Below are 24,651 nucleotides of genomic sequence, written 5' to 3'. Positions count from 1 at the left end.
TCCTTCAGCCAGCCAGAGCCAAGGCCGCCTGCTGTGCCATGTTCATCAGTGGTCCGAGAACCAGAATGAAGAACACCGTGGCCAGCCCCATGCCGCCTGAAACAAACAGCAGGCTGGGTGCGGGACGGTCCAGCCCTTCCGCTGGCGCATCAAAATACATCACCTTTACAACACGCAGGTAATAGTAAGCGCCCACAATACTGGAGACAGCCCCTACAACGACCAGCACATAAAGGCCAGCCTGCCACGCGGCCGCAAACACCATGAACTTGCCGAAGAACCCGGCCAGCGGCGGTGCGCCGACCATGCTGAACATGAAGATAGCCAGTGCTGCCGCCATGCCGGGGTCGGTCTTGCTTAACCCGGCAAGATCGGAAATAGCCGTCACTTCACGCCCTTTGCGACGCATGGCGGCAATTCCGGCAAAGACCCCTGCATTCATGACCAGATAGGCTGCAAGATAAATCAGGGTTGCCCTTACCCCTGCTGCTGAAGCCGATGCCAGCCCCATCATGGCGTACCCCATGTGACCAATGGAGGAATACGCCATAAGGCGCTTGATATCCGTCTGCGGTATGGCCGCAAAAGCCCCATAGACCATGGAGAGCATGGAAACGGTTTCAATCAGGATCTGCCAGCGAGGCGCAACCGCACCAAACGGCCCGACCATGACACGCAGAAACAGAGCAAAGGCAGCAAATTTGGGCGCACCCGCCATATAGGCTGTTACCGGCGTTGGTGCCCCCTGATAGACATCAGGCGTCCACATATGGAAGGGCACGGCGGAAAGCTTGAAACACAGCCCCACCACCACGAACACAACGCCAACAATCAACCCTGGCGGCAGCGTTCCTGACGCATGGATGGCGGCAATCAGCCCCGTATATTCCATGGTGCCTGCGTAACCATAGACCAGAGACATGCCATACAGCAGCAGCCCGGAAGCCAGGGAGCCCAGAACAAAATATTTCAATCCGGCTTCTGAAGACGTAACCCGGTCCCGCTCCAGAGCGCAGAGAATGTAGATGGAGAGAGAAGACAGTTCCAATCCGACAAACAAGGTCATGAGATTGGCGGAGGATGCCATGATCATGGCACCGAGGGTTGAAAACAGCATGAGGATAGGCGTTTCAAACGGTAACGCTCCCGGATCATGCCGGTCCTCACCACGGTACCCTACGGTGACAATAGTTGCCAGAAGGCCACCCACCAGTGCCAGAATTTTCATGAAACGTGCAAAGCTGTCATTCACAAAGGTACCGGCATAACCCGCGCCGTCGGGCGAAAGGGCCACCAGAAACCCACACCCCACAAAAGCGGCAACCGTCAGCATGGAGCAAGGGAAGAACCCTTCCCCCCGCCGCTGCAACACGCCCACAACCAGAATGATCAAGCCGGAAAGTGCAAGTGTGATTTCTGGCAGAGCCAGCGCCCAGTTGACCGAGGTCGCACTCATCGCACTGCACTCCGTTCACTACAGATATCAAAAAGGGAAAAAAACGACATCATCCACCTCTCATCCGCACAGGGCGACGGTCAGCAGCACCACAAGGCCCGCCAGCATGGTGAAGGCATAAATGGCAATGGAGCCGGTCTGGAGTTTGACGGCCTCCGATGCGCCCGTAACGGTTGCGCGCACCAGATCACGTGGCAGCCCTTCTACAGCGCCTTCATCCCCCTCTTTCCACAGCACGCGCGCAATGGCGGCATAGGGACGGACAAAAATAACTGTGTAGAGTTCATCAAAATACCATTTATTGAGCAGGAACCGATAAACCGGACCAAAAGACCGCGCCATGGAGGCAGGCAATGCGGGAGACGCCACATAGAACACATAGGCCAGAGCAATCCCTGCCAGCCCGGCAATGGAGGGCAACAGGCCGATCAGCGCGGGAACATGCTCAAATGTTTCCATAATGCTATTGCCCGGCGCGTTGAAAATGGCCCCGTTCCAGAACAGATCCTGCTTTGCGCCGATATAATACGGCGCCAGAGCAACGCCGGCCACCACGGCACCAATAGCCAACAGCACCAGAGGTACGGTCATAACCGCAGGGCTTTCATGCGCGGCATCACGCACATGTTCGTCTGCCGGTGCGCCATGGAACACAAGAAACAGCAGGCGCCAGCTATAAAAAGCCGTGATGAACGCCGTAATGGTGCCGAGCGTCCAAGCATAATGGCTCATGCTGCTGCCACTGGCCCACAAGGCGTTCAGAATGGCATCCTTGGACCAATATCCCGCGAACGGAAACACACCGGCCAACGCAAGGCTACCAATCCACATAACAGCGTATGTCAGCGGCAGTTTTTTCCACAAACCGCCCATACGGAACATGTTCTGCTCATCATGCACGGCGTGGATGACAGAGCCTGCGCCAAGAAACAGAAGTGCTTTGAAAAAGGCATGCGTGGTCAGATGGAAAACAGATGCCTGATACGCCCCCACGCCCACAGCCGCAAACATGTAGCCAAGCTGTGAACAGGTGGAATACGCGATGGTGCGTTTGATATCCGGCTGCACCATACCGACCGTAGCGGCAAAGAAACAGGTGGTGGCCCCAATGAAGATCACAAACATCCGCGTGCCGGGTGCGAACTCCAGCAAAGGGGACATACGCGCCATCAGGAACACGCCAGCCGTGACCATTGTTGCTGCATGAATAAGGGCAGAAACTGGCGTTGGGCCCTCCATGGCGTCTGGCAGCCACGTATGGAGGAAAAGCTGGGCGGATTTGCCCATGGCCCCCACAAACAGCAGGAAGCAGATCACTTCCATCATGTTGAACGTGGTACCGAACAGGGAATAGGACGCACCAAGAACCTGAGGAACCGTCGCAAAAATCTGATCATACTGAACGGTATGAAACAGAACATACACCAACCCGATCCCGACAAGGAAGAACAGGTCAGCCACGCGGTTGACCACAAATGCTTTGATCGCTGCTGCTGTGGCGGAAGGCCGATCATACCAGTAGCCAATCAGCAGATAACTGGCCAGACCAACCCCTTCCCACCCGAAGAACAACTGGATGAGATCATTCGAGGACACCAGCATGAGCATGGCGAAGGTAAACAGTGAGAGATACGAAAAGAACCGATAAGTCGGCATGGTTTCGTGGCTCATGTAGCCAAGGCTGTAACAATGCACCAGCAAAGACACACATAACACCATGGCCGTCATGGTCACAGAAAGTGTATCAAACCGCAGGGTCCACGTGGCGTGAAAACCGCCTGCGTTCACCCAATCGGCCAAAGGCACAGTCTGCGCCGCAAAACCGGCGGACCAGCCGCCATAAAGAGCACCAACACCACACAGCGCTGCAACGCCCATGCAGCCAATGGTTATAATCTTGGCCATGGCATCGCCCAAAAGGCGACCACCCAGCCCCGCAACAACCGCCCCTGCCAAAGGCAGGAGGATAGCCGTGGCAAACAGGTGAAGATCGGTCTGCATGAGTCCGCTCATCCCTTCATCATCGTAACGTCTTCAACCTGGATGGATCCACGGTTGCGGAAATAGACCGTGACAATAGCCAGACCAATCGCTGCTTCCGCTGCCGCTATGGTCAGCACAAACAGCACCATGATCTGCCCAGAAAGATCTGCATGGGCGGAAGAAAACGCGACAAAATTGAGGTTTGCAGACAGCAGGATCAATTCCATGGACATCAGGATGATGATGACGTTTTTCCGGTTCAGGAAAATGCCAAACACACCCAGCACCAGCAATGCTGCGCTGACAATCAGATAAGGGCCAAGCCCAATGGGGGCGATTGCGGGCGTCATGCGCCGGTCTCCCTTTTGTCTGCCTCCGCCTGCCCTCCTGATCCGTATGATCCGGGGACTGCATTTTCGTAATAGGATGTGTGGGGACGGAGGAAACCACCGTTACCCAACACATTTTCGCCAAGTGGCAGATCTACAAGCACCAGCGTGTCTTCACGTGTGCGTGCATGCTGTTTGCTGATGTCCTGACGGCGGCCTGTATTAGTCTGGCGCAGTGTGAGCACAATGGCCCCGATCATGGCCACCAGCAGCACAAGACCGCAGGATTGGAACAGCAGAACATAATGGGTGTAAATCAACGTGCCCAAGGCGGCTGTGTTCGTCAGGCCCGGTGCGCCGCTCAGCGGGGCGATGCCCGTATCGGGGGTCATTTTCCAGTTCCCCAGCGCCATGATGAGCTCAACAAACAAGATGCCGCCCACGCACGCGCCAATCGGGGCATGACGCTGAAAGCCTTCCCGCATCTGCGTGAAATCAATATCCAGCATCATGACCACAAACAGGAACAGAACAGCGACCGCGCCCACATAGACAATCACCAGCAGCATCGCCAGGAATTCGGCCCCGGCTACCAGAAACAGGCCCGCCGCATTGAAAAACGCGAGAATGAGAAACAGCACCGAATGCACCGGGTTGCGCGCCGTAATAACCATTGTGGCGGATACAAGCAGCACCGTCGCAAAAACGTAAAATACAAGCTGCGGTATCATCAGCTTACCTCCTGCCAGGACATGGCCTGCATCATCTCAGCGATAAGGCGCATCAAGTTCCAACCGTCGGGCCAGCAGAGCCTCCCAACGGTCTCCATTCGCGAGCAGCTTGTCCTTGTTGTACATCAGCTCTTCACGCGTTTCGGTTGCAAATTCGTAGTTCGGGCCTTCAACAATGGCGTCAACCGGGCACGCTTCCTCGCACAGACCGCAATAGATGCATTTGGTCATGTCAATGTCATAGCGTGTGGTGCGGCGGGAACCATCGTCCCGTTCTTCAGCCTCAATTGTAATGGCTTCAGCGGGGCATGTGGCTTCGCACAGCTTGCAGGCAATGCAGCGTTCTTCCCCATTGGGATAACGGCGCAATGCATGCTCGCCGCGAAAACGCGGAGACAGCGGCCCTTTTTCATAAGGATAGTTCAGCGTGACTTTCGGCTTGAACATCATCTTGAAAGTGGACGCCATGCCTGCCGCCAGTTCGGCCAACAGAAAGGACCGGAAGGTTTTTCCAAGAGCACTCATCAGTTTACACCTCCAGCCTGAGGCAGCAGGCCCGTAGCCATAAGGAAGCCTGCGGTTCCAATCATCCACAGTAGGGAGAACGGTAGGAAAACCTTCCAGCCCAACCGCATAAGCTGGTCATACCGATAACGGGGGAATGTGGCCCGCACCCAGATAAACACGAACAGGCAGAACAGGATTTTGCAAATCAGCCACAGGGGGCCAGGTACCCATGTGAACGGCGCAATACCCAGCGGAGGCATCCAGCCGCCAAGGAAAAGAATGCTGACCATGGCCGACATCAGGATCATGTTGGCATATTCGCCAAGGAAGAAGAGACCAAATGCCAGCGAGGAATATTCAACAAAGAACCCGGCTACCAGTTCACTTTCCCCTTCAGGAAGGTCAAATGGTGCCCGGTTGGTTTCTGCCAGCGCTGAGATAAAAAACACGATGAACATCGGGAACATGGGCAGGCAGAACCACACATGCCGTTGCGCCAGCACAATGTCGTTCAGGTTCAGGCTGCCCACCGCCAACAGAACGGAGACGATGACAAGCCCGATCGACACTTCGTAGGAGACCATCTGCGCTGCGGACCGCAGACCACCGAGAAAGGCGTATTTTGAATTGGACGCCCACCCGGCAATGAGCATACCGTAAACACCCAATGAAGAAATAGCCAGCAGATACAGAATACCAACATTGATATTCGCAACGGCCAGACCATTCCCCGTGGGAATAACCGCCCACGCCAGCATGGCCAGAGAGAATGTTAGAAACGGTGCAAATAGAAACAGCGCCCGATTGGCACCTGCGGGAATAACCGTTTCCTTGAAAATCATCTTGATGGCATCAGCAAAAGCCTGAAGCAGCCCAAAAAGACCATTCACGTTCGGGCCGCGCCGCATCTGCATTGCGGCCATCACCTTGCGTTCCATCAATGTGAGGTACGCTACACCAATCAGCAGCGGAACCAGAACGGCCAGCGTTTCCAGAACCATCAGAATAATCTGGCCTATCAGCGTATGATAAAAAAACTGCGCCATCAGCCCTTACTCCGCCGCCACTGCGCGCACTGGTGCGTAAATGCGCGAACATTCCGCCATGGTCGGGCTAGCCCGGCTTATGGGGTTTGTCTGGTAATAACCATCAATAGCCGGACGGAACGCACCAGCACTGAACTCGGCTGTTGTTTTTTGTGCAGTCCCTTCGGCCTGTGCCGGAAGGCGGGCCTGTGGTGTCGCCACAGAACCAATGGACGCAAACACGGGGTTCACCTCCACCATTCTGGCGCGCAAAGCCTCTAGTGTGTCATACGGCAATGTGTGCCCGACCACTTCTGAAAAGGCCCGAATAATACGCCAATCTTCCCGTGCATCACCCGGAGGGAACACCGCACGGAATGCCCGTTGAACACGCCCTGCCATATTGACATACGTGCCCGGTTTTTCGGTATAAGCCGCCCCTGGCAGGATAATGTCAGCACGGGCGGCAGCAGCGTCTCCGTGGTGTCCCTGATAGACCACAAATGTCTCGGGAGCGATTTTATCGATCGGGAATTCGTCGGCACCCATCAGCCAGAGAACATCCACTCCGCCCCGCAGCATATTGGCTGCGGCCAGACCACGTGGCCCCGGCAGAAAACCAAGATCAAGCGCCCCTACTCGAGAAGCCGCGGTGTGCAGAATGTTGAACCCGTTCCATCCATCCGCAATAGCACCGCTCTGTTCCGCCAGGGTGCGACAGGCTTCATAAACCGCCTGAGCATCCCGCCGCGTCAGCGCGCCATGCCCCAGAATGATCATGGGGCGCTTTGCTGACTTCAGTGTTTCTGCAAAAGGAATGCTACCATCAAGCAGAGAAGTCAGAACATCCGGCCCATCCCCAAGGAAGGTGACATCATAAGTCGGGTCAGCGGAGGATGCGCCGATCATCGCAATCGGGAAGCCGCCACGCCCTGCCCGCAGAAACCGCTTGCGGATACGGGCGTTCAGCACAGGCGCTTCATGCCGAGGCACTGAGCCCACAATCAGAAGTGCATCTGCCTCATCAATTCCGACAATATCACTATTGAACAGATAGCCTTCACGGGCACTGGTATCATACCATGCTCCATCCTGACGGCAGTCTATGTTGGAAGACCCCAGTGCAGACATAAGATCTTTTAAAGCGCACAGGCTTTCTGCGTCACACAGATCACCGGCTACTGCACCAATCCTGTCTCCGGACACACCATCCAGCCTGCGAGCCAGAGAGACAAAAGCATCCTGCCATGAGGCTGCATGAAGTTTGCCATGCACTCGCACCCACGGCTTATCAAGCCGCCGACGCTTCAGACCATCAACTGAAAAACGGGCCTTGTCTGACAGCCATTCTTCATTCACTTCATCATTCACACGGGGCACAATGCGCATTACTTCGCCGCCGCGCGCCTGAACCTGAATGTTGGTACCCAGCGCATCCAGCACATCAATGCTGTCCGTCTTTTTGTATTCCCAGGACCGTGCATGAAACGCCGTGGGTTTGGCTGTCAGCGCACCAACAGGACAGATATCAATCAGATTACCTGAAAGCTCGGATGTCAGGGCCTTTTCCACATAGGTGGTAATTTCCGCGTTTTCACCGCGCGACACCATGCCAAGTTCAGGAGTGCCCGCCACTTCCGTTGTGAAACGAACGCACCGTGTGCATTGAATGCAGCGCGTCATTACCGTTTTCACCAACGGACCGAGGTTCTTGTCCGTTACCGCGCGCTTGTCTTCATGGTAGCGGGAGATACCGGTGCCGTAACCATAGGCTTGGTCCTGCAAATCACATTCACCACCCTGATCACAGATCGGGCAATCAAGCGGATGATTGATCAGCAGGAATTCCATTACGGCCCGACGGGCGCGGCGCACCACATCCGTATCCGTAAGAATTTCCATTCCTTCCGAAACCGGAAAACCACAGGATGCAACTGGCTTTGGCGCACGCACAACCTGCACGAGGCACATACGGCAGTTACCTGCTACGGAAAGACGTTCATGATAGCAGAAGCGGGGAATTTCCTTCCCTGCGGCTTCACACGCCTGAAGAGCGGAAGAACCGGGAGCAACATCAACCGGCGTTCCATCAACAATAACCCTCACCATGGCTTTTACTCCGCTGCCACTGGCATGCCGTGCGCGGGCACCTGCACCAGACCGGTTCCGCCAAGTGCGGCTTTGTACTGACGAATACGGGCTTCCATTTCAGGGCGAAAATGGCGGATCAGCCCCTGAATAGGCCATGCCGCCGCATCACCCAGCGCGCAGATGGTATGCCCTTCTACCTGCCGCGTGACCTGCTCAAGCAGATCAATTTCTTCAAGCTCGGCACGCCCCTGCACCATCCGGTCCATCATGCGCATCATCCACCCGGTACCTTCGCGGCACGGTGTGCACTGTCCGCAGCTTTCATGTTTGAAAAAGCGGGAGAAGCGGGCGATAGCTTCAATAATGTCTGTCGATTTATCCATGACAATCATGCACGCTGTCCCCAGACCAGAGCGCTCAGCGCGTAAACTGTCATAATCCATCAACACTGTTTCGCAGATGGATTTCGGCAGGACCGGAACGGAGCAGCCACCGGGAATAACGGCCAGCAGATTATCCCATCCGCCCCTTACGCCACCGCCATGCTTTTCAATAATGTCCTTCAACGGAACGCCAAGTTCTTCTTCAAACACGCAGGGCGTATTCACATGACCGGAAATTGCCATGAGTTTGCTACCCGCATTATTGGGCCGCCCAAGCCCGGCAAACCAGCTTGCCCCACGCCGCATGATCGTAGAGGCAACTGAAATACTTTCCACGTTGTTCACCGTGGTCGGGCAGCCATACAACCCTACCCCGGCAGGGAAAGGCGGTTTCATACGTGGCTGGCCTTTTTTGCCTTCCAGGCTTTCCAGCAGGGCTGTTTCTTCCCCGCAGATATAAGCCCCTGCGCCACGATGAATGTAGAAATCAAAATCCCATCCGGCCCCGGCTGCATTTTTTCCAAGCAACCCGGCCGCGTAAGCTTCATCGACTGCATACTGGAGATGTTCGGCTTCACGAAAGAACTCACCGCGAATGTAGATATAAGCGGCATGGGCCCCCATGGCGAACGAAGCAATCAGCGCACTTTCAATCAGCTTATGCGGCTCATGCCGCATGACTTCGCGGTCCTTGCATGTGCCCGGTTCGGATTCATCGCCGTTAATCACCAGATAATGTGGCCGACCGTCTGACTGCTTGGGCATGAAGGACCATTTCAGCCCGGTGGGGAAGCCTGCCCCGCCACGCCCGCGCAGACCGGACGCTTTCATTTCCGCCACAACACCATCCCGCCCCTTGGCGAGGATAGCTGCCGTATTATCCCAGTCTCCGCGCTTGCGGGCTCCCTCCAGCTTCCAATCATCCTGACCATAAAGATTGGTGAAGATCCGGTCTTTGTCCTGCAACATGGCCGTCTCTCCTATTGGTTTTCAGACGCCGCTTCCGGCGTTACAAGCAGGGTCTTGCGTCCCCCTTCGGGGGCGGACCCGCACCGGTTTACGGTCGGTCCTGCCGGAGGTCTTTCTCCTGCACGGAGCGCTGCAATCAGGGCTTCCGTGCGCGGACCATCCATATCTTCATAGAAATCATCATCCACCTGCAGAATGGGAGCGTTGGCGCATGCTCCCAGACATTCAACCTGCGTTAGTGTGAACAGACCATCTTCGCTTGTCTCACCAAAGCCACCGACGCCGGCTGCTTTTTTGCAGGCATGCACAACATCATCTGAGCCTCGAAGCCAGCAGGATGTCGTCGTGCAAACCTGAAGATGATACCGCCCGATCGGGCGCGTATTGAACATGGTATAAAAGGATGCGACCTCGTACACACGGATGGGCGCCATGTCCAACCGCCGCGCAATTTCATCCATGGCGGCAACAGGCACCCATGCACTCCCGGTTTCCCGTCCCATCTGCCGCTGGGCAATATAAAGCATGGGCATGACGGCACTGGCCTTACGCGCTTCCGGATATTTGACGAGCACTTTTGCGATTTCCGCTTCAGATGCTGCATCAAATGAAAATTTGTCCGGCTGCTCTGCCGGTTTCCATGGGGTGTTCAACGGTCCACCTCCCCAAACACAAGATCAAGAGAGCCAATGACCGCCACCATATCTGCCAGCATGGCCCGGCGTGACAGTTCATCTATGGCCTGCAAATGGGAAAAACCCGTAGGCCGTATTTTGCAGCGATACGGGCGGTTGCTGCCGTCTGCCACAAGATACACGCCAAATTCACCCTTCGGGCTTTCAACGGCTGTATAAGTGGCTCCCGGCGGCACATGATACCCTTCACTGAACAGCTTGAAGTGATGGATCAGTGCTTCCATGGACCGCTTCATGTCTGCACGCCGTGGCGGCGTGAACTTTGGGTCCTGCACTTTCACATCTCCGGGCTGAATCTGCGCCAGGCACTGTTCGATAATCTTCACACTCTCGCGCATTTCTTCCATGCGCACGAGATACCGATCATAGCAGTCGCCCTGCCGGGTAACAGGCACCTTGAAGTCAACTTTGTGGTAATTGTCATACGGCTGACTGCGCCGAAGATCCCACGGCACACCGGAAGCCCGAAGGCACGGGCCACTGAACCCCCATGCCAGAGCCTGCTCGGTTGTGAAAATGCCAATGCCAACCGTACGCTGTTTCCAGATACGGTTTTCCGTCAGCAGACCTTCAAGATCATCAATCCACGCCGGAAATTCCTTGGCCCACGCGCCAATCCGATCTTCCAATTCAGCTGGAATATCGCGCGCCACACCGCCGGGGCGAAAATAGTTGGCATGAAACCGCGCACCAGACGCTGCTTCATAAAACTCCAACAGTTTTTCCCGTTCCTCATATCCCCACAAAGCGGGCGTTACCGCTCCGCAGTCCAGCCCCATGGCGGTAATATTGAGGATATGATTTAAAATACGGGTAATTTCCGCAAACATAACCCGCAGCCATTTAGCCCGTTCAGGAATGTCTATGCCCAGAAGCTTTTCCGTGGCCAGCGCAAACGCCTGCTCCTCACACATGGGAGAAACGTAATCCAGCCGGTCAAAATACGGCAGCGCCTTATGATAGGTTTTGTATTCTATCAGCTTTTCCGTGCCACGATGCAAAAGGCCGATATGGGGCACGGCCCGCGCCACAACCTCGCCTTCCATTTCCAGCACAAGACGCAACACACCATGAGCTGATGGATGCTGAGGCCCGAAATTCAGGGCATGGGAATCAATTTCAACTGTTCGCCGTTCAGTTTCCTGAAGCTTCTGTTCAGGCAAAAGGCTTTCAGGAATATCGTTTTTCAGGAATGTTTCTTCAACATCCACGGCACGGGGCTGTTTCATATCGGTCATCCGCGGGACCTCTTGATACCTTGCCTGACTTCATGCGCCTTTTCGTCTCCGGGCAGGGTCAGCATCCCTTCCCACGGAGAAACAAAATCAAAATCCCGGAAATCCTGTGTCAGGGAAACGGGTTCTTTCACAACCTTGCGCAGCTCAACATCGTATCGGACTTCTTCGTAACCCGTCAGCGGGAAATCCTTGCGCAACGGGAAGCCTTCAAAACCGATGTCAGTCAAAATCCGGCGCAAATCCGGCTGCCCGGAAAAGAGAACGCCAAACAGATCATAACATTCACGTTCCCACCACGTGGCGCACGGCCAGAGGTGATGCACGGACGGAACCGGCGTTGTCTCATCTGTTGTGACAATCACGCGGATGCGGTGGTTATGGGAGACGGAAAGAAGGTTATACACGACCTCAAACCGCTCTTCCCTTCCCGGGAAATCAACACCGCACAGATCCATCAACTGTTCAAAACGATACCGAGGATCATCACGAAGCAACGTCATGAGCGGGAGAAGCTGGTCACGCACTGTACGCACCACCAGTTCGCCCTTTTCAACCGCGGCCGAATGAATGCCAGGCAGAGACGTGGCAAGCGTAAACGCCATGGAGCCCACTTGCCCCTGCAGGCGGTTCTGCTGTGGATTAACAGGAAGCTCAGCCACGAAGAATGGTCCCCGTGCGGCGAATTTTCTTCTGCAAAAGCATGATGCCGTAAATCAACGCTTCTGCAGTGGGCGGACAGCCGGGCACGTACACATCAACCGGCACAATGCGGTCACAGCCGCGCACCACGGAATAGGAATAGTGGTAATACCCCCCACCATTGGCGCAGGAGCCCATGGAGATAACCCAGCGGGGTTCTGCCATCTGCTCATACAAACGGCGCAGCACAGGCGCCATCTTGTTGGTCAGCGTGCCTGCAACAATCATGACATCAGACTGACGCGGAGAACCGCGAGGAATAACCCCCATACGGTCCAGATCGTATCGGGGCATGTACGCATGGATCATTTCCACGGCGCAGCACGCCAACCCGAAAGACATGGGCCACAGACTACCTGTACGCCCCCAGTTTACCAGCTTGTCCAGATTGGCAACCACAAAGCCTTTCTCGGCTATGGCGCCCGTAATGCCGCGCACAACGGCATCCTGCTCAGGCCCCGGCGGCAGAGCCTCCCTGTTCCAGAGAACAGCATCTTCTTGTGAATTCGTAGACATAGGCGCTTTCCCCTTAATCCCAGTCCAGCGCGCCTTTGCGCCACTCATACAGAAAACCGATCCCCAGCACGCTCAGGAACCCCAGCATAGAAAGAAAGCCGAACAACCCTATGCGGGAGAGACTGACTGCCCACGGGAACAGGAATGCGACTTCAAGATCGAAAATAATGAAGAGGATAGCCACCAGATAAAACCGCACATCAAAGCGGCGACGGGCATCATCAAATGCCTCAAAACCACATTCATATGCTGTTGTTTTTTCAGGATAAGGCTTTTGGTGTCCACTTATCAGCGCCATACCCAGCATCGCAGCGGCAATGACCACGGAGAGGGCACCGAAAATAAGAACTGGCGCGTAATCACCAAGGACAGATTGCATCGGGGGGCTCCTGCACGAGAAAGGTCGCGTAAACCAAACATCATGCAGACAACCTACCCCCAAGCGGGACGAACAACCATGGCTACAGGCCGCTCGTTACAGCCACTTTCACGTGATTACTTGAGATATCCGGTTATTACAGGAGAAAACCGGACTTTTTTCTTTTATCAGGAAATCGAGAGCTCTTGGCCCCGAGGGGGAACCATTATGCCTTACAGACAAAATGGTTTGGTGGGCGATGAGGGGATCGAACCCCCGACCATCTCGGTGTAAACGAGACGCTCTACCGCTGAGCTAATCGCCCGCCGCTTATGTGTCACAAATAAAAACGGGCGGCAACCCCCTTTTTGGGATTTACCGCCCGAAAGCCGAAAAACTATTTCCCGCAGGGATTTAGCTTACGGCGTCCTTCAGTGCCTTGCCCGGTTTGAAACGGACAGAGGTGGAAGCCGGAATGTCGATTTCTTCACCCGTGCGCGGGTTACGACCCTTAGCCGCCTTACGTGTTGCGGTTACAAACGTACCGAACCCAACCAGACGAACTTCCTGCTTACGAGACAGAGCCTTCTCGATAGCACCGAATACGGCGTCGACCACTTCTCCAGCCTTAGCCTTGGGCAGAGCAGCCTCGTCGGCCACTGCCGCCACGAGTTCCTGCTTGTTAAGCGGCTTCTCCATATTACGCCTTTCTCAATAATATATAACTTTGGTGGAGCGGCGGGCGGCATTGCGTCCGCCTCTCCGCTTCCCGCTCGCACTATGAAGCCGTTTTTTGCCACGTCAACCGATCAACAGCAAACTTCGGCTTCAGAGTGTTTTTTATCTCAGTGCGGCAGCACGGAAACGCGGGCAGCCCCTTCCGCACCCGGAACAGCTTCCGGCACTTCTTCCCAATGGATTGGCTGCGGCTGCCGCACCAGCGCACGCGCCAGCACTTCATCCACATGCGAAACGGGTACGATTTCCAAATCTTTCTTCACAGATTCAGGAATTTCCGCCAGATCCTTTTCGTTATCCTTGGGGATAAAGACCGTGCGAATACCGGCCCGCACTGCTGCCAGCAGCTTCTCTTTCAGGCCACCAATGGGCAGCACACGCCCGCGCAACGTGATCTCGCCTGTCATGGCAACATCCCGCCGGATGGGAATACCAGTCAGCACACTCACCAGAGATGTCGCCATGGCAACGCCCGCAGAAGGCCCATCTTTCGGAGTCGCGCCTTCAGGAACGTGCACGTGGAAGCTCCGCTTATCAAACAGAGTCGGCGCCACACCAAAGGTAGTTGCCCGGCTTCGCACGTAGGAAAACGCAGCGGAGACGCTTTCCTTCATGACGTCACCCAGCTTGCCAGTTTCCACAATGCCGCCCTTACCGGGCACCATGACACTTTCAATGGTCAGAATTTCTCCGCCCACTTCGGTCCATGCCAACCCGGTGACAATGCCCACCATATCTTCCGCTTCGGTCTCGCCGTAACGGAAGCGTTTCACGCCAGCCAGTTTTTCGAGGTTGCGGACGGTAATGGCCACTTTCTTGGCTTTGCCGGTCACAATCTCTTTCACAACCTTACGCGCCAGATTGGCAATCTCGCGCTCAAGGCTACGTACGCCCGCTTCACGCGTGTAATAACGGATCAGATCTCGCAGGGCGTCATCACTGATGGACCATTCATCCGGCTTGAGGTTATGGGCCTCACCCTGCTTGGCAATCAGATGACGGCGGCTGATTTCCACCTTCTCATCTTCCGTGTAGCCAGACAGACGGATGATCTCCATCCGGTCCAGCAGCGGCTGCGGCATGTTGAGGCTGTTCGCCGTCGTGACAAACATCACATCGGACAGATCATAATCCACTTCCAGATAATGATCAGCGAATGTGCTGTTCTGTTCCGGGTCCAGCACTTCCAACAATGCCGAAGCCGGATCACCACGCCAATCTGCACCCAGCTTGTCAATTTCATCCAGCAGGAAGAGCGGGTTGGACACCTTCGCCTTCTTCATGCCCTGAATGATCTTGCCTGGCATGGAACCGATATACGTGCGGCGATGCCCGCGAATTTCGGCTTCATCCCGCACGCCACCCAGCGACATCCGCACGTAATGGCGACCTGTTGCCTTGGCAATGGACCGTGCCAGAGACGTTTTACCAACACCCGGCGGCCCCACCAGACACAGGATCGGGCCTTTCAGTTTCTGGGAACGACTCTGCACCGCCAGATATTCAAGGATACGCTCCTTGACCTTATCCAGCGCGTAGTGATCGGTATCCAGAATTTTTTCCGCTTCTGCCAGATCATGACGGACCTTGGTCCGCTTCTTCCACGGAATACCCAGCAGCCAATCCAGATAATTACGCACCACGGTCGACTCGGCTGACATGGCGCTCATGCCACGCAGCTTTTTGAGTTCCGCTACCGCCTTTTCCCGCGCTTCTTTTGAAAGCTTGGTTTTAGCGATGCGCTCCTCAATCTCGGTGGTTTCGTCCTTACCGTCTTCGCCTTCGCCCAGTTCCTTCTGAATGGCTTTCAGTTGCTCGTTCAGATAGTACTCGCGCTGGGTTTTCTCCATCTGGCGCTTTACGCGGTTGCGAATTTTCTTCTCAACCTGCAACACACCGATTTCCGCCTCAATGTGGGCAAAAACCTTTTCAAGCTGAAGCATGACAGAAGGAGCTTCAAGAATTTCCTGTTTTTCGGAAATCTTGAGGTTCAGGTGGCTTGCCACCGTATCCACCAGCTTGGACAGATCCGTAATCTGGTTCAGGGAAACCAGGACTTCAGACGCAATTTTCTTGTTGAGTTTTATATATTGCTCAAACTGCGAAATAATGGAACGGCCAAGCGCTTCGGCATCCGGGCCGACCGCAGCAGTTTCCACCACATCTTCAATTTCAGCTTCAAAATGTCCGTCAACATCGTGCAGTGTTTTTACCTTGGCGCGGCGGACACCTTCCACCAACACCTTGACGGTGCCATCCGGCAATTTCAGCAACTGCAGAATGGTGGATACCGTGCCAAAACGGTAAACGTCATCAATGCCCGGATCGTCCTGTGCTGCATCTTTCTGCGCAATCAGCAGGATCTGCCGGTCATCACGCGTAACGGATTCAAGCGCCTTGACGGATTTTTCACGGCCGACAAACAACGGCACGATCATATGCGGGAAGACAACAATATCACGCAGCGGCAGAACAGCCACGCGGTTCTCGCTTTGCGGTTTCTGCTGAACAGCCGTTCCCTCTTCTGCGGGGGAAACGTTCGCTGGCACAACAGTTTCAGGAGTTGCCGCCTGCGTTTTGGCTGGTGACTTCCGTTTACGTTTTACTGGTGGTTTTTCATTATCAGCCATAACCATGACCTCCTTCAAGGACGATCCAGGCCGGACACCCGCCCTGCGGCATGCCCCTGGGCCCGTAGAGACACCAAACAGTCCCTGCCTCTACTATGTCGTTACGAATGTCCCATTTCACAATGGGTTAACCAGAAAAGAGAGGCGACAGACCTTTCCGATCCGCCGCCCCTATAATGTCTTACCCCGTTTTTCAGGCTGATTGCTCAGCCGGGATCTCTTTCCGTTTGCCGTAGACGTAAACCGGACTGGTTTTTTCCTCCGCCACATCACGGTTCACAACCACTTCTTCCACATTGTCCAGACCAGGAAGGTCAAACATTGTGGACATCAGGATGCTCTCCATAATGGAGCGTAGCCCACGGGCACCGGTCTTGCGTTTGATGGCGCGGTCCGCAATGGCTTTCAATGCATCATCCGTAAAAGAAAGCTGCACATCTTCCATCTGGAACAGGCGCTGATACTGCTTAACCAGCGCATTCTTGGGTTCTGTCAGAATACGGATCAACGCCGCTTCATCCAGATCACCCAGAGTAGCCAGCACTGGCAGACGACCAATAAATTCGGGGATCAACCCGAATTTCATCAGATCTTCCGGCTCTACATCGTGCAGGATTTCTCCCATCCGACGATCATCGGGAGAACGAACATCGGCACCGAAGCCAATCCCCGTGCCTTTCCCGCGAGCGGCAATAATTTTGTCCAACCCGGCGAAAGCACCACCGCAGATGAACAGCATATTGGTGGTATCCACCTGCAGGAATTCCTGCTGCGGATGCTTACGGCCACCCTGCGGCGGAACAGATGCCACAGTCCCTTCCATCAGTTTCAGCAGAGCCTGCTGAACACCTTCCCCACTGACGTCACGCGTGATGGAAGGATTGTCTGACTTGCGTGAGATTTTATCGATCTCGTCAATGTAAACGATGCCGCGCTGCGCCCGTTCCACATTATAATCAGAAGCCTGCAACAGTTTGAGGATGATGTTTTCAACATCTTCCCCCACATATCCGGCTTCTGTCAGCGTGGTGGCGTCCGCCATGGTGAACGGAACATCCAGAATACGCGCCAAAGTCTGCGCCAGCAGGGTCTTACCGGAGCCTGTCGGGCCAATCAGCAGGATGTTGGACTTTGCAATCTCGACATCATTGTTCTTGGCTGACTGGGTCAGACGTTTGTAATGGTTATGCACGGCAACAGAGAGAACCTTCTTGGCCTCAAACTGCCCGATCACATAATCATCAAGAACCTTGCAGATCTCTTTGGGCGTGGGCACGCCTTCACGCGATTTGACAAGCGTGGTCTTGTGCTCTTCACGGATGATATCCATGCAGAGTTCTACGCATTCATCGCAGATGAAAACGGTTGGACCAGCAATAAGCTTCCGCACTTCATGCTGCGATTTGCCGCAGAATGAGCAGTAAAGCGTATTTTTGGAATCACCGGACTTCGCGTTCATGAGCCCACTCCCTCGATCATCCCAGGCTTCAGACTCCCGAGAGCCGTATTCCAGACTTTATCTGCCTTCCTTACGACAGACCACCCCCGCACTGTAACGGGGGTGTTGGTGTTCACCAGATTAAGGATGGTCTTTATCCTTCTTTCCAGTTTCTTCTGCTGCCTTGTGATGACTGATTACCTTGTCAACAATACCGAAAGACTGTGCTTCCTCGGCAGACATATAGCTATCACGTTCCAGCTTCTGCTCGATATCCTCAAGCGTCTGGCCGGTATGTTCGCGATAGATCTCATTCAGGCGCTGACGGATAATAAGGATTTCCTTGGCCTGAATTTCAATATCGCTGGCCTGTCCCTGTGCACCGCCAGAAGGCTGATGCACCATGACACGAGCATTAGGCAGCGCATAACGGTGCCCCTTCTCGCCCCCAGCCAGCAATAAAGACCCCATGGAAGCCGCCTGACCGATGCACACGGTGCTAACGGGGCTGCGGATGTACTGCATGGTGTCATAAATTGCCAGACCGGCAGACACAACGCCGCCAGGGCTGTTGATATAGAAGGAGATTTCCTTCGTGGGGTTCACACTTTCAAGATAGAGAAGCTGTGCGGAAATAAGAGAGGCCACCTGATCATAGACAGGGCCTGTCAGAAAAATAATCCGCTCCTGAAGCAGGCGGGAATAGATATCGAATGCCCGCTCCCCCCGTGAGGTCTGCTCGACCACCATGGGCACCAAAGCGTTGCTGAAAATCTCAACGGGATCACGATCCCTCATGTTAGTCATTCCCGTAAAAAACCTGCACCAGCCCTTGCCTCCTTCCATCAAAACCTAGGAAGTCGGTTCAGGCACTCTCACTCAAGATAGAGATAAAGTGGCAAGATGCCACCCCGGAAAAGAAAAACAGTCTGAAAAAGAGCGTCCCGCCAGTTCACACTGGCGGGACAGAAAGGTCTCAGATATCAGCCGGAGGAATGTCCGACAGCTCTTCTGGAGTAACTTCCTTATCCTCCACTTTCGCGAGTTCAATCAGATAATCGACAACCTTGTTCTCGAAAATCGGACCGCGAAGGGATTCTATGGCCTGCGGATTGTTCTGGAAGAACTGGAACACCTGCTGTTCCTGGCCCTGGTAACGCATGGCTTCTGCCCGCATTGCCCGTGCCAGTTCATCCTGCGTGACGGTAATGGCGTTCTTACGGCCAATTTCTGCCAGAAGCAGGCCCAGTTTCACCCGGCGTTCCGCAATCTTGCGATAGTCGGACCGAAGGGTTTCTTCGTCCTTATCTTTATCTTCGTCGTCAAGCTCACCGGCCTTGCGGTCCGCATCAACGCGCTGCCAGATCTGGTTGAATTCCGCATCAACCATTCCCCCCGGAGCGGGGAAATCGGTTTTTGCAGCCAGAGCGTCCAGCAGTTCACGCTTGATACGCAGACGGGAAAGCTGATCGTACTCGCCTTCAACCTGCTTACGCACCAGATCACGAAGCTGTTCGAGCGTTTCAAAACCCAGCTTCTTGGCCAGTTCATCATCAATCGGCGCATCAACAGCTTTTTTCAGCTCACGCACCTTGATGTCGAACGTCGCTTCCTTGCCAGCAAGTTCTTCAGCGCCGTAATTTTCCGGGAAGGTCACGGTGATGACTTTTTCTTCACCGGGCTTCATGCCTTCAATCTGCTCGGCAAAACCGGGGATAAAGCCTTCACCACCGATTTCAACGTTCACATCTTCAGCCGTGCCACCGTCAAAGGGCACACCGTCACGCTTGCCAACAAAATCAACGCTGACAACATCACCCTTTACTGCGGGGCGATCTTCCTCAAGCGTTTCAAACGTGCGCTGACGCTTGGCGATGTCTGCCACGATCTTGTCAATGGCTTCATCGCTGGCGGTCGCCTTCAGGCGAGTCAAGCTGAGACCGGAGAGATCCGGAACCGTGATGTCAGGCAGGATCTCCGTTTCCACCTTGAATTCCAGGTCCTTGTCAGCATCTTCCTGACCGGAAACCAGATCAACCTGCGGCTGACCAGCCGGGCGCAGACCACGCTCGTCCAGCGTGGTGCGGAGCGCTTCAGACACGGCCTGTTCAAGCACTTCAGCGCGAACGCCTTCACCATAACGCTGGCGCGCAATGGTGACGGGAACCTTACCCGGACGGAAGCCCGGAAGCTTCAGGCTGGCGGCCACTTCCTTGAGACGAGCATCCTGCTTCGTCTTAAGATCCGCTGCCGGAATCGTAATGGTAAAACCACGCTTCAGCCCTTCGGAAAGGGTCTCGGTAACCTGCATCGGCCAGGCCTTCCTTTCGGTACAAACTTAAACACCCCGCATCGTGCCGAAAGGCTGCTGCGGAAGCTGCTGCGAAACAGGACGGGGGCACCAAATAATTGGTACGGGTGGAGGGACTTGAACCCCCACGGCTTGCGCCACCAGAACCTAAATCTGGCGTGTCTACCAATTCCACCACACCCGCACGGTCAAAACCCCGTCGTGAGTTGCGAGCACTTAGCCCAGAGCGTGGCTCACGGCAAGATGCCCGATGCATATCTCTTGTCCTGAGACTGCAATCTGGTCGCTTTTTCCCGCGCAAGGCCCAGATAACGGTCCAGATCCTCGGCTATGGGCCATGTTCCAGCCTCCAAACCGGCTTCTCCATGCAGCCACACACCCGCACAGGCAGCTTCCCACACGGGCATGCCTGCCGCCAGCAAGGCGGCAATCACCCCAGAAAGCGTATCACCAGAGCCCGCCGTTCCCAACGCCGGACTCGCGTGATCATTGATCACCAGTCGGCCATCCGGGGCAGCCACAAGGGTTGACGCCCCCTTCAGGACAACAACCGCATTAAGCCGCTGAGCGGCCGCTCGCACGGCTGCTGAAGGATTATCTCCGGGGGCGCCAAACAGTTTTGTGAACTCTCCGATATGCGGCGTAATGACTGCAACGCCGTGCAGCACCTCAGGCTTGCCCGCAAAAGCAGAAAGTGCGCCAGCGTCGGCCAGAACAGTTTTTTTCGCCTCCAGCAATACAGGCAGGGCTTTGCTTACTTCCTGCTCTGTCAGCCCCGGCCCACAAACCCAGACAGCGCGCCGCTTATCTTCCAGAAGTTCCGGCAAGGGGCCATCATCCACCACCAGCCCCGGTGCCCCGAGCCTGTAAGCCGGCGCTCCAGTTCCTGCGGCAACCCGCACCAGCCCTGCGCCTGCCGCCCGTGCCCCACCCGCACATAAGCGTGCTGCTCCAGGCATGGTCTCACCCGCACAGATGCTGACCACCCCGCGGCTGTATTTATGGCTTTCCGGCCCCGGAACCGGCAGAGTCCACAAACCTGGAGCGTTCTGCCACGCCTGTGGCGCGACCTGATCAAGCGCGGAAGCAGGCATACCGATATCAGCCAGCACCAGCCGCCCCATATGGGCACGCCCAGGATACATCAGATGCCCCGGCTTGAAGCGCACGAAGGTAACGGTCATCTGCGCGTAGGGGGCATGGCCTCGCACCTGCCCCGTTTCACCATCAATACCGGAGGGGATATCTACCGCCACCACTTTGCGCGCGGCAGCCAGCACTTCCGCAGGGAGGCCAGTCACATCTCGGCTCAACCCCGCACCAAACACCGCATCTATAACCAGATCTGCGCGCTGCGCTTCCTCTGCGGTAAACGGCACCCGTATCCCGCCAAAAAGTGCGGAAGCATGACCGGCGGGCGAGTCTGCATGTGGGGACGACATCTCAGCCACAGTTACTGGCCACCCTGCATCATAAAGATAACGAGCGGCCACATAACCATCGCCCCCGTTATTGCCGGGCCCGCACAGCACCAAGACCCTGCACGGCTTAAAAAAACGCCGCACGGCACGCGCAACGGCACGCCCTGCAGCATCCATCAATACAGCCACCGGCACGGAAGCAGACGCCAGGCGGTCAATCTGTCCCATCTCTTCGGGGGTATAAAGAGCGAGAGAGGAATGAGAAGTGAACGCCATTAAAGCCCTCCTGTGCGGCATGAACGGGAAGCAAAAGCCAGAATACTGACTTGCACCTCGGCCACCCCCTTGGCAATCAGGCTCCCTGTTGCACGCCCATGACCATTCGCTGGCCTTGAGGCATAGTGCTTTTTGAAAGCCATCTTTCATTTTCTGTGAGCGGAGTCTGCATGTCTCATTCCATTCTGTGGAGCCTAATTCTCGCACTCCACATCATCAGCATTGTCGTATGGGTTGGCGGTGCTGCTTACGCGACCATCATCCTGCGCCCCAGCCTGAACCTGCTGGACACCACGCAGCGTAATTCCGTGCATCTGCAAACGCTTGGCCGCTTCTTCCGCATGCTGATGCATGTCATCCCTACCGTGCTGATTACGGGCTGGTTGATGATCATTCATGAAGGCGGGTTTGCCAACGCACCATGGACCACCAACGCCATGCAGCTGATGGGCCTGATCATGGCTGGCCTGTTTGTTCGGTTGCAGATGGGGCCTTACCAGAAAGTACGTCGTGCCATCCGCCCCCAGCCCGCCACCTTCGACTCGATCCGCAATCAGATCCTGGTCATCATGGCGCTTGGGCTTCTGACCATTCTGGTCGCGTCACTGGGCCACCCGTTCCTGTAAAAACAGGTAGAACTTCAGGAAAACTTGATTCTCTTACGGAATCCCTTTATCGGAGCATGCGCCTGACCGGCTTCAGTTTGTAACCGTCCACCACACAGGGGGCGGGCAAGAACCAAGGGCCAGTCGGTCCATGCTAAGTAAACGACTGAAGCATCCCCGAGAGCATATTGACAGCAAAAACACCCGCCCGCCCCCGCAGAACAACGACACGCAGCCGCAAGACGGTGACTACGGCAGCCTCTGACGTACCCGCAGAAACCGGGGCTGATGTCTCTGAAACCGCCGCGGAAGCGCCCGTGGAGGCTGAACCTGTCAAAAAAACCGTCCGCCGACGCCGCACGACAAAGGCCAAGGCAGCTCCTGCAGCGGCAGAGGTGAGCGAAACCGAAGCTCTTGGCGCAGCCGAACCCGTTGCCACTGAAGCAGAAGCGACCGGTGAATCGGCGGCTGAACCCGCAGAGCCCAAGCCGCGCCGCACACGCCGCAAAACAACGACAACCCGTTCAACTCGGGCGAAAAAAGCCCCTGCTGCTGAACCGGCTCCAGAAGAGCCCGTTCAAAGTGAATTGTTGGCCGAGCCCGATGTTCCGGTTGCGGCTGCCGAACCTGTGGTAGCTGAGCCCACAATTGTGGCGGAAATAGCGCCAGCTGAGGCTGAGGCTGAGGCTGAGGCTGAGGCTGAGGCTGAGGCTGAGGCTGAGGCTGACAAAAAAACGACTTTTGCTGATCTGGAACTCTCCCAGCCTATCCTGCAGGCCATTGCAGATATGGGATACACGCATCCCACCCCCATTCAGGAACAGGCGATCCCGGCCATTCTGATGGCGCGGGACGTACTGGGGGTAGCGCAGACGGGCACCGGGAAAACGGCATCCTTCACGCTGCCGATGCTTGAAATCCTCTCCGACTCGAGAGCCCGTGCCCGCATGCCGCGCTCCCTGATTCTGGAGCCCACCCGCGAACTGGCCCTGCAGGTTGCAGAGAACTTTGTTCAGTATGGCAAATATCTGAAGCTGACCCATGCACTGCTGATTGGCGGTGAAAGCATGGCGGATCAGAAAGAAGTGCTGAACCGTGGCGTGGATGTTCTGATTGCAACGCCGGGCCGCCTGCTTGACCTGTTTGAGCGTGGTGGGCTTCTGCTGAACCAGACCCGGATTCTGGTGATTGATGAAGCCGACCGCATGCTGGACATGGGCTTCATTCCCGACATTGAAAAAATTGTGGGGCTGCTGCCTGCCAATAGGCAGACGCTGTTCTTCTCCGCCACCATGGCACCAGCCATTCGGCAGTTGGCTGATGCCTTCCTGCATACGCCAAAAGAGATAACGGTTTCCCGCGCCTCCTCTGTTGCCACGACCATCGAAGCTGGTCTGGTGATTGTGGATGAATACAACAAGCGTGAAACCCTGCGCCGCCTGCTGCGTGACCCGGGAATGCAGAACGCTATTGTGTTCTGTAACCGCAAGCGCGATGTGGATGTTCTGACACGGTCGCTCACCAAACATGGTTTTGCCGTAGGCGCTCTGCATGGGGATCTGCCCCAGTCCGTACGCTTTGCAACGCTGGAAAAATTCAAAAGTGGCGAACTGAAGGTTCTGGTCTGCTCCGATGTTGCGGCACGCGGCATTGACATTGGTGGCCTGTCCCACGTGTTCAACTTTGATCTGCCGTTCCATGCAGAAGATTACGTGCACCGTATTGGCCGCACCGGACGCGCCGGGCGCGAAGGCCACGCCTACAGCTTGGCCACGCCGTATGACAAAGCTCTGGCTGAAGCCATTGAAACCCTGACCGGCAAACCGATTCCGCGCCTTGAACTGGACGGAATTGAACAGTTGGAATGGTCTGAGGAAAAACGTCCTCCCCGCAATAACAACCGGCGGGACAAAGACCGGCAGGGCCGTGAAGGTCGGGCAGAAAGCCAGTCTGGCAACCGGAACCGCAATCGGGCTCCCGCAGCGCGTGACGCCGCTCCGGAACAGGAACGGGCCAGCAACCGGCCTACTCCTCCCGCAGAACAGACTCCGCGCGCCAATGCCCCCAAACCACAGCGGGAACGCCGTGTGCGTGATGAAGCGCCCCCCATGCCTGCCGGTGAAGTGGTCGGCTTTGGCAAGGATGTGCCGTCTTTCATGCTTCTGCCACGCCGTACCACCGTGCTGGCTGATCTGCCAGCACCGACGGGTGATGTCTCTGTCACCGAGGAAGAAGCTGTAAAGCTGCATTAA

21 protein-coding genes and 2 tRNA genes are annotated in these 24,651 nt (G+C 55.7%); 2 read left to right on the top strand and 21 right to left on the bottom strand.

Annotated elements, in window-relative coordinates; all coding sequences use genetic code 11:
- Window positions 1-4: 4 nt before the first annotated feature.
- The 21 genes from nuoN to QWU00_RS14370 all read right to left on the bottom strand — a co-directional run bounded on the left by nuoN (window position 5) and on the right by QWU00_RS14370 (window position 21,794).
- On the bottom strand, window positions 5-1,456 hold the full coding sequence (gene nuoN / locus QWU00_RS14470) for an NADH-quinone oxidoreductase subunit NuoN (protein ID WP_035380834.1): 1,452 nt from the start codon (window positions 1,454-1,456) through the stop codon (window positions 5-7).
- 60 nt (window positions 1,457-1,516) lie between these two features.
- Entirely contained in the window at window positions 1,517-3,457 is a 1,941-nt protein-coding gene (nuoL, locus tag QWU00_RS14465; RefSeq protein WP_035381046.1) for an NADH-quinone oxidoreductase subunit L, read from the bottom strand.
- An 8-nt stretch (window positions 3,458-3,465) separates the two neighbouring features.
- Window positions 3,466-3,789, bottom strand: a complete 324-nt coding sequence (gene nuoK / locus QWU00_RS14460) for an NADH-quinone oxidoreductase subunit NuoK (RefSeq protein ID WP_006558249.1) — start codon at window positions 3,787-3,789, stop codon at window positions 3,466-3,468.
- Complete coding sequence (locus tag QWU00_RS14455) at window positions 3,786-4,499, bottom strand: NADH-quinone oxidoreductase subunit J (protein WP_035380837.1); 714 nt, start codon at window positions 4,497-4,499, stop codon at window positions 3,786-3,788. Before QWU00_RS14455 ends, nuoK begins: the two co-directional genes overlap by 4 nt.
- 36 nt (window positions 4,500-4,535) lie before the next feature.
- Window positions 4,536-5,024 carry an NADH-quinone oxidoreductase subunit NuoI gene (gene nuoI / locus QWU00_RS14450; protein ID WP_006558247.1) on the bottom strand — a complete coding sequence of 163 codons (489 nt, stop codon included), beginning with the start codon at window positions 5,022-5,024 and terminating at the stop codon, window positions 4,536-4,538.
- Window positions 5,024-6,052 carry an NADH-quinone oxidoreductase subunit NuoH gene (gene nuoH, locus QWU00_RS14445; RefSeq protein WP_035380839.1) on the bottom strand — a complete coding sequence of 343 codons (1,029 nt, stop codon included), beginning with the start codon at window positions 6,050-6,052 and terminating at the stop codon, window positions 5,024-5,026. Before nuoH ends, nuoI begins: the two co-directional genes overlap by 1 nt.
- Before the next feature lie 6 nt (window positions 6,053-6,058).
- On the bottom strand, window positions 6,059-8,140 hold the full coding sequence (gene nuoG / locus QWU00_RS14440; RefSeq protein WP_035380841.1) for an NADH-quinone oxidoreductase subunit NuoG: 2,082 nt from the start codon (window positions 8,138-8,140) through the stop codon (window positions 6,059-6,061).
- A gap of 5 nt (window positions 8,141-8,145) precedes the next feature.
- A complete protein-coding gene (nuoF, locus tag QWU00_RS14435) occupies window positions 8,146-9,474 on the bottom strand; it encodes an NADH-quinone oxidoreductase subunit NuoF (protein WP_035380843.1) in 1,329 nt (442 codons plus the stop codon).
- A gap of 11 nt (window positions 9,475-9,485) precedes the next feature.
- Complete coding sequence (locus QWU00_RS14430) at window positions 9,486-10,127, bottom strand: complex I 24 kDa subunit family protein (RefSeq protein WP_035380844.1); 642 nt, start codon at window positions 10,125-10,127, stop codon at window positions 9,486-9,488.
- Window positions 10,124-11,398, bottom strand: a complete 1,275-nt coding sequence (locus QWU00_RS14425) for an NADH-quinone oxidoreductase subunit D (protein ID WP_375600761.1) — start codon at window positions 11,396-11,398, stop codon at window positions 10,124-10,126. The genes QWU00_RS14430 and QWU00_RS14425 overlap by 4 nt, the downstream gene beginning before the upstream one ends.
- A gap of 5 nt (window positions 11,399-11,403) precedes the next feature.
- Window positions 11,404-12,066, bottom strand: coding sequence for an NADH-quinone oxidoreductase subunit C (locus QWU00_RS14420; protein ID WP_052051400.1), 663 nt, complete (start codon window positions 12,064-12,066; stop codon window positions 11,404-11,406).
- Window positions 12,059-12,622 (bottom strand): NuoB/complex I 20 kDa subunit family protein, encoded by a 564-nt coding sequence (locus tag QWU00_RS14415; RefSeq protein WP_035380847.1) that lies wholly within the window; start codon window positions 12,620-12,622, stop codon window positions 12,059-12,061. The genes QWU00_RS14420 and QWU00_RS14415 overlap by 8 nt, the downstream gene beginning before the upstream one ends.
- Before the next feature lie 13 nt (window positions 12,623-12,635).
- On the bottom strand, window positions 12,636-13,001 hold the full coding sequence (locus QWU00_RS14410) for an NADH-quinone oxidoreductase subunit A (protein WP_006559069.1): 366 nt from the start codon (window positions 12,999-13,001) through the stop codon (window positions 12,636-12,638).
- A 229-nt stretch (window positions 13,002-13,230) separates the two neighbouring features.
- Window positions 13,231-13,305, bottom strand: a tRNA-Val gene (locus QWU00_RS14405).
- 89 nt (window positions 13,306-13,394) lie between these two features.
- Window positions 13,395-13,679, bottom strand: coding sequence for an HU family DNA-binding protein (locus tag QWU00_RS14400; RefSeq protein WP_006559067.1), 285 nt, complete (start codon window positions 13,677-13,679; stop codon window positions 13,395-13,397).
- A 146-nt stretch (window positions 13,680-13,825) separates the two neighbouring features.
- The gene (gene lon, locus QWU00_RS14395; protein WP_035380849.1) at window positions 13,826-16,348 is read right to left on the bottom strand and encodes an endopeptidase La; all 2,523 of its coding nucleotides are present in this window, start codon (window positions 16,346-16,348) and stop codon (window positions 13,826-13,828) included.
- A 193-nt stretch (window positions 16,349-16,541) separates the two neighbouring features.
- Window positions 16,542-17,807: an ATP-dependent Clp protease ATP-binding subunit ClpX gene (clpX, locus tag QWU00_RS14390; protein WP_006559065.1), complete on the bottom strand. Its 1,266-nt coding sequence runs from the start codon at window positions 17,805-17,807 to the stop codon at window positions 16,542-16,544.
- Between the two features lie 120 nt (window positions 17,808-17,927).
- The gene (clpP, locus tag QWU00_RS14385; RefSeq protein WP_174766843.1) at window positions 17,928-18,593 is read right to left on the bottom strand and encodes an ATP-dependent Clp endopeptidase proteolytic subunit ClpP; all 666 of its coding nucleotides are present in this window, start codon (window positions 18,591-18,593) and stop codon (window positions 17,928-17,930) included.
- Between the two features lie 169 nt (window positions 18,594-18,762).
- Complete coding sequence (gene tig / locus QWU00_RS14380; RefSeq protein WP_035380851.1) at window positions 18,763-20,097, bottom strand: trigger factor; 1,335 nt, start codon at window positions 20,095-20,097, stop codon at window positions 18,763-18,765.
- 99 nt (window positions 20,098-20,196) lie between these two features.
- Window positions 20,197-20,281, bottom strand: a tRNA-Leu gene (locus QWU00_RS14375).
- Window positions 20,282-20,330: 49 nt separating this feature from the next.
- Window positions 20,331-21,794 carry a bifunctional ADP-dependent NAD(P)H-hydrate dehydratase/NAD(P)H-hydrate epimerase gene (locus tag QWU00_RS14370; protein WP_035380853.1) on the bottom strand — a complete coding sequence of 488 codons (1,464 nt, stop codon included), beginning with the start codon at window positions 21,792-21,794 and terminating at the stop codon, window positions 20,331-20,333.
- 170 nt (window positions 21,795-21,964) lie between these two features.
- On the opposite strand from QWU00_RS14370, the gene QWU00_RS14365 reads away from it, so the two are divergent.
- Together QWU00_RS14365 and QWU00_RS14360 are read left to right on the top strand one after the other, a co-directional pair.
- Window positions 21,965-22,420: a CopD family protein gene (locus QWU00_RS14365; protein WP_035380855.1), complete on the top strand. Its 456-nt coding sequence runs from the start codon at window positions 21,965-21,967 to the stop codon at window positions 22,418-22,420.
- A gap of 224 nt (window positions 22,421-22,644) precedes the next feature.
- On the top strand, window positions 22,645-24,651 hold the full coding sequence (locus tag QWU00_RS14360) for a DEAD/DEAH box helicase (RefSeq protein ID WP_456304113.1): 2,007 nt from the start codon (window positions 22,645-22,647) through the stop codon (window positions 24,649-24,651).

The sequence above is a fragment of the Acetobacter tropicalis genome, from assembly GCF_030644465.1.
GTDB lineage: Bacteria > Pseudomonadota > Alphaproteobacteria > Acetobacterales > Acetobacteraceae > Acetobacter > Acetobacter tropicalis.
This window is presented reverse-complemented; position numbering and strand designations above follow the sequence as displayed.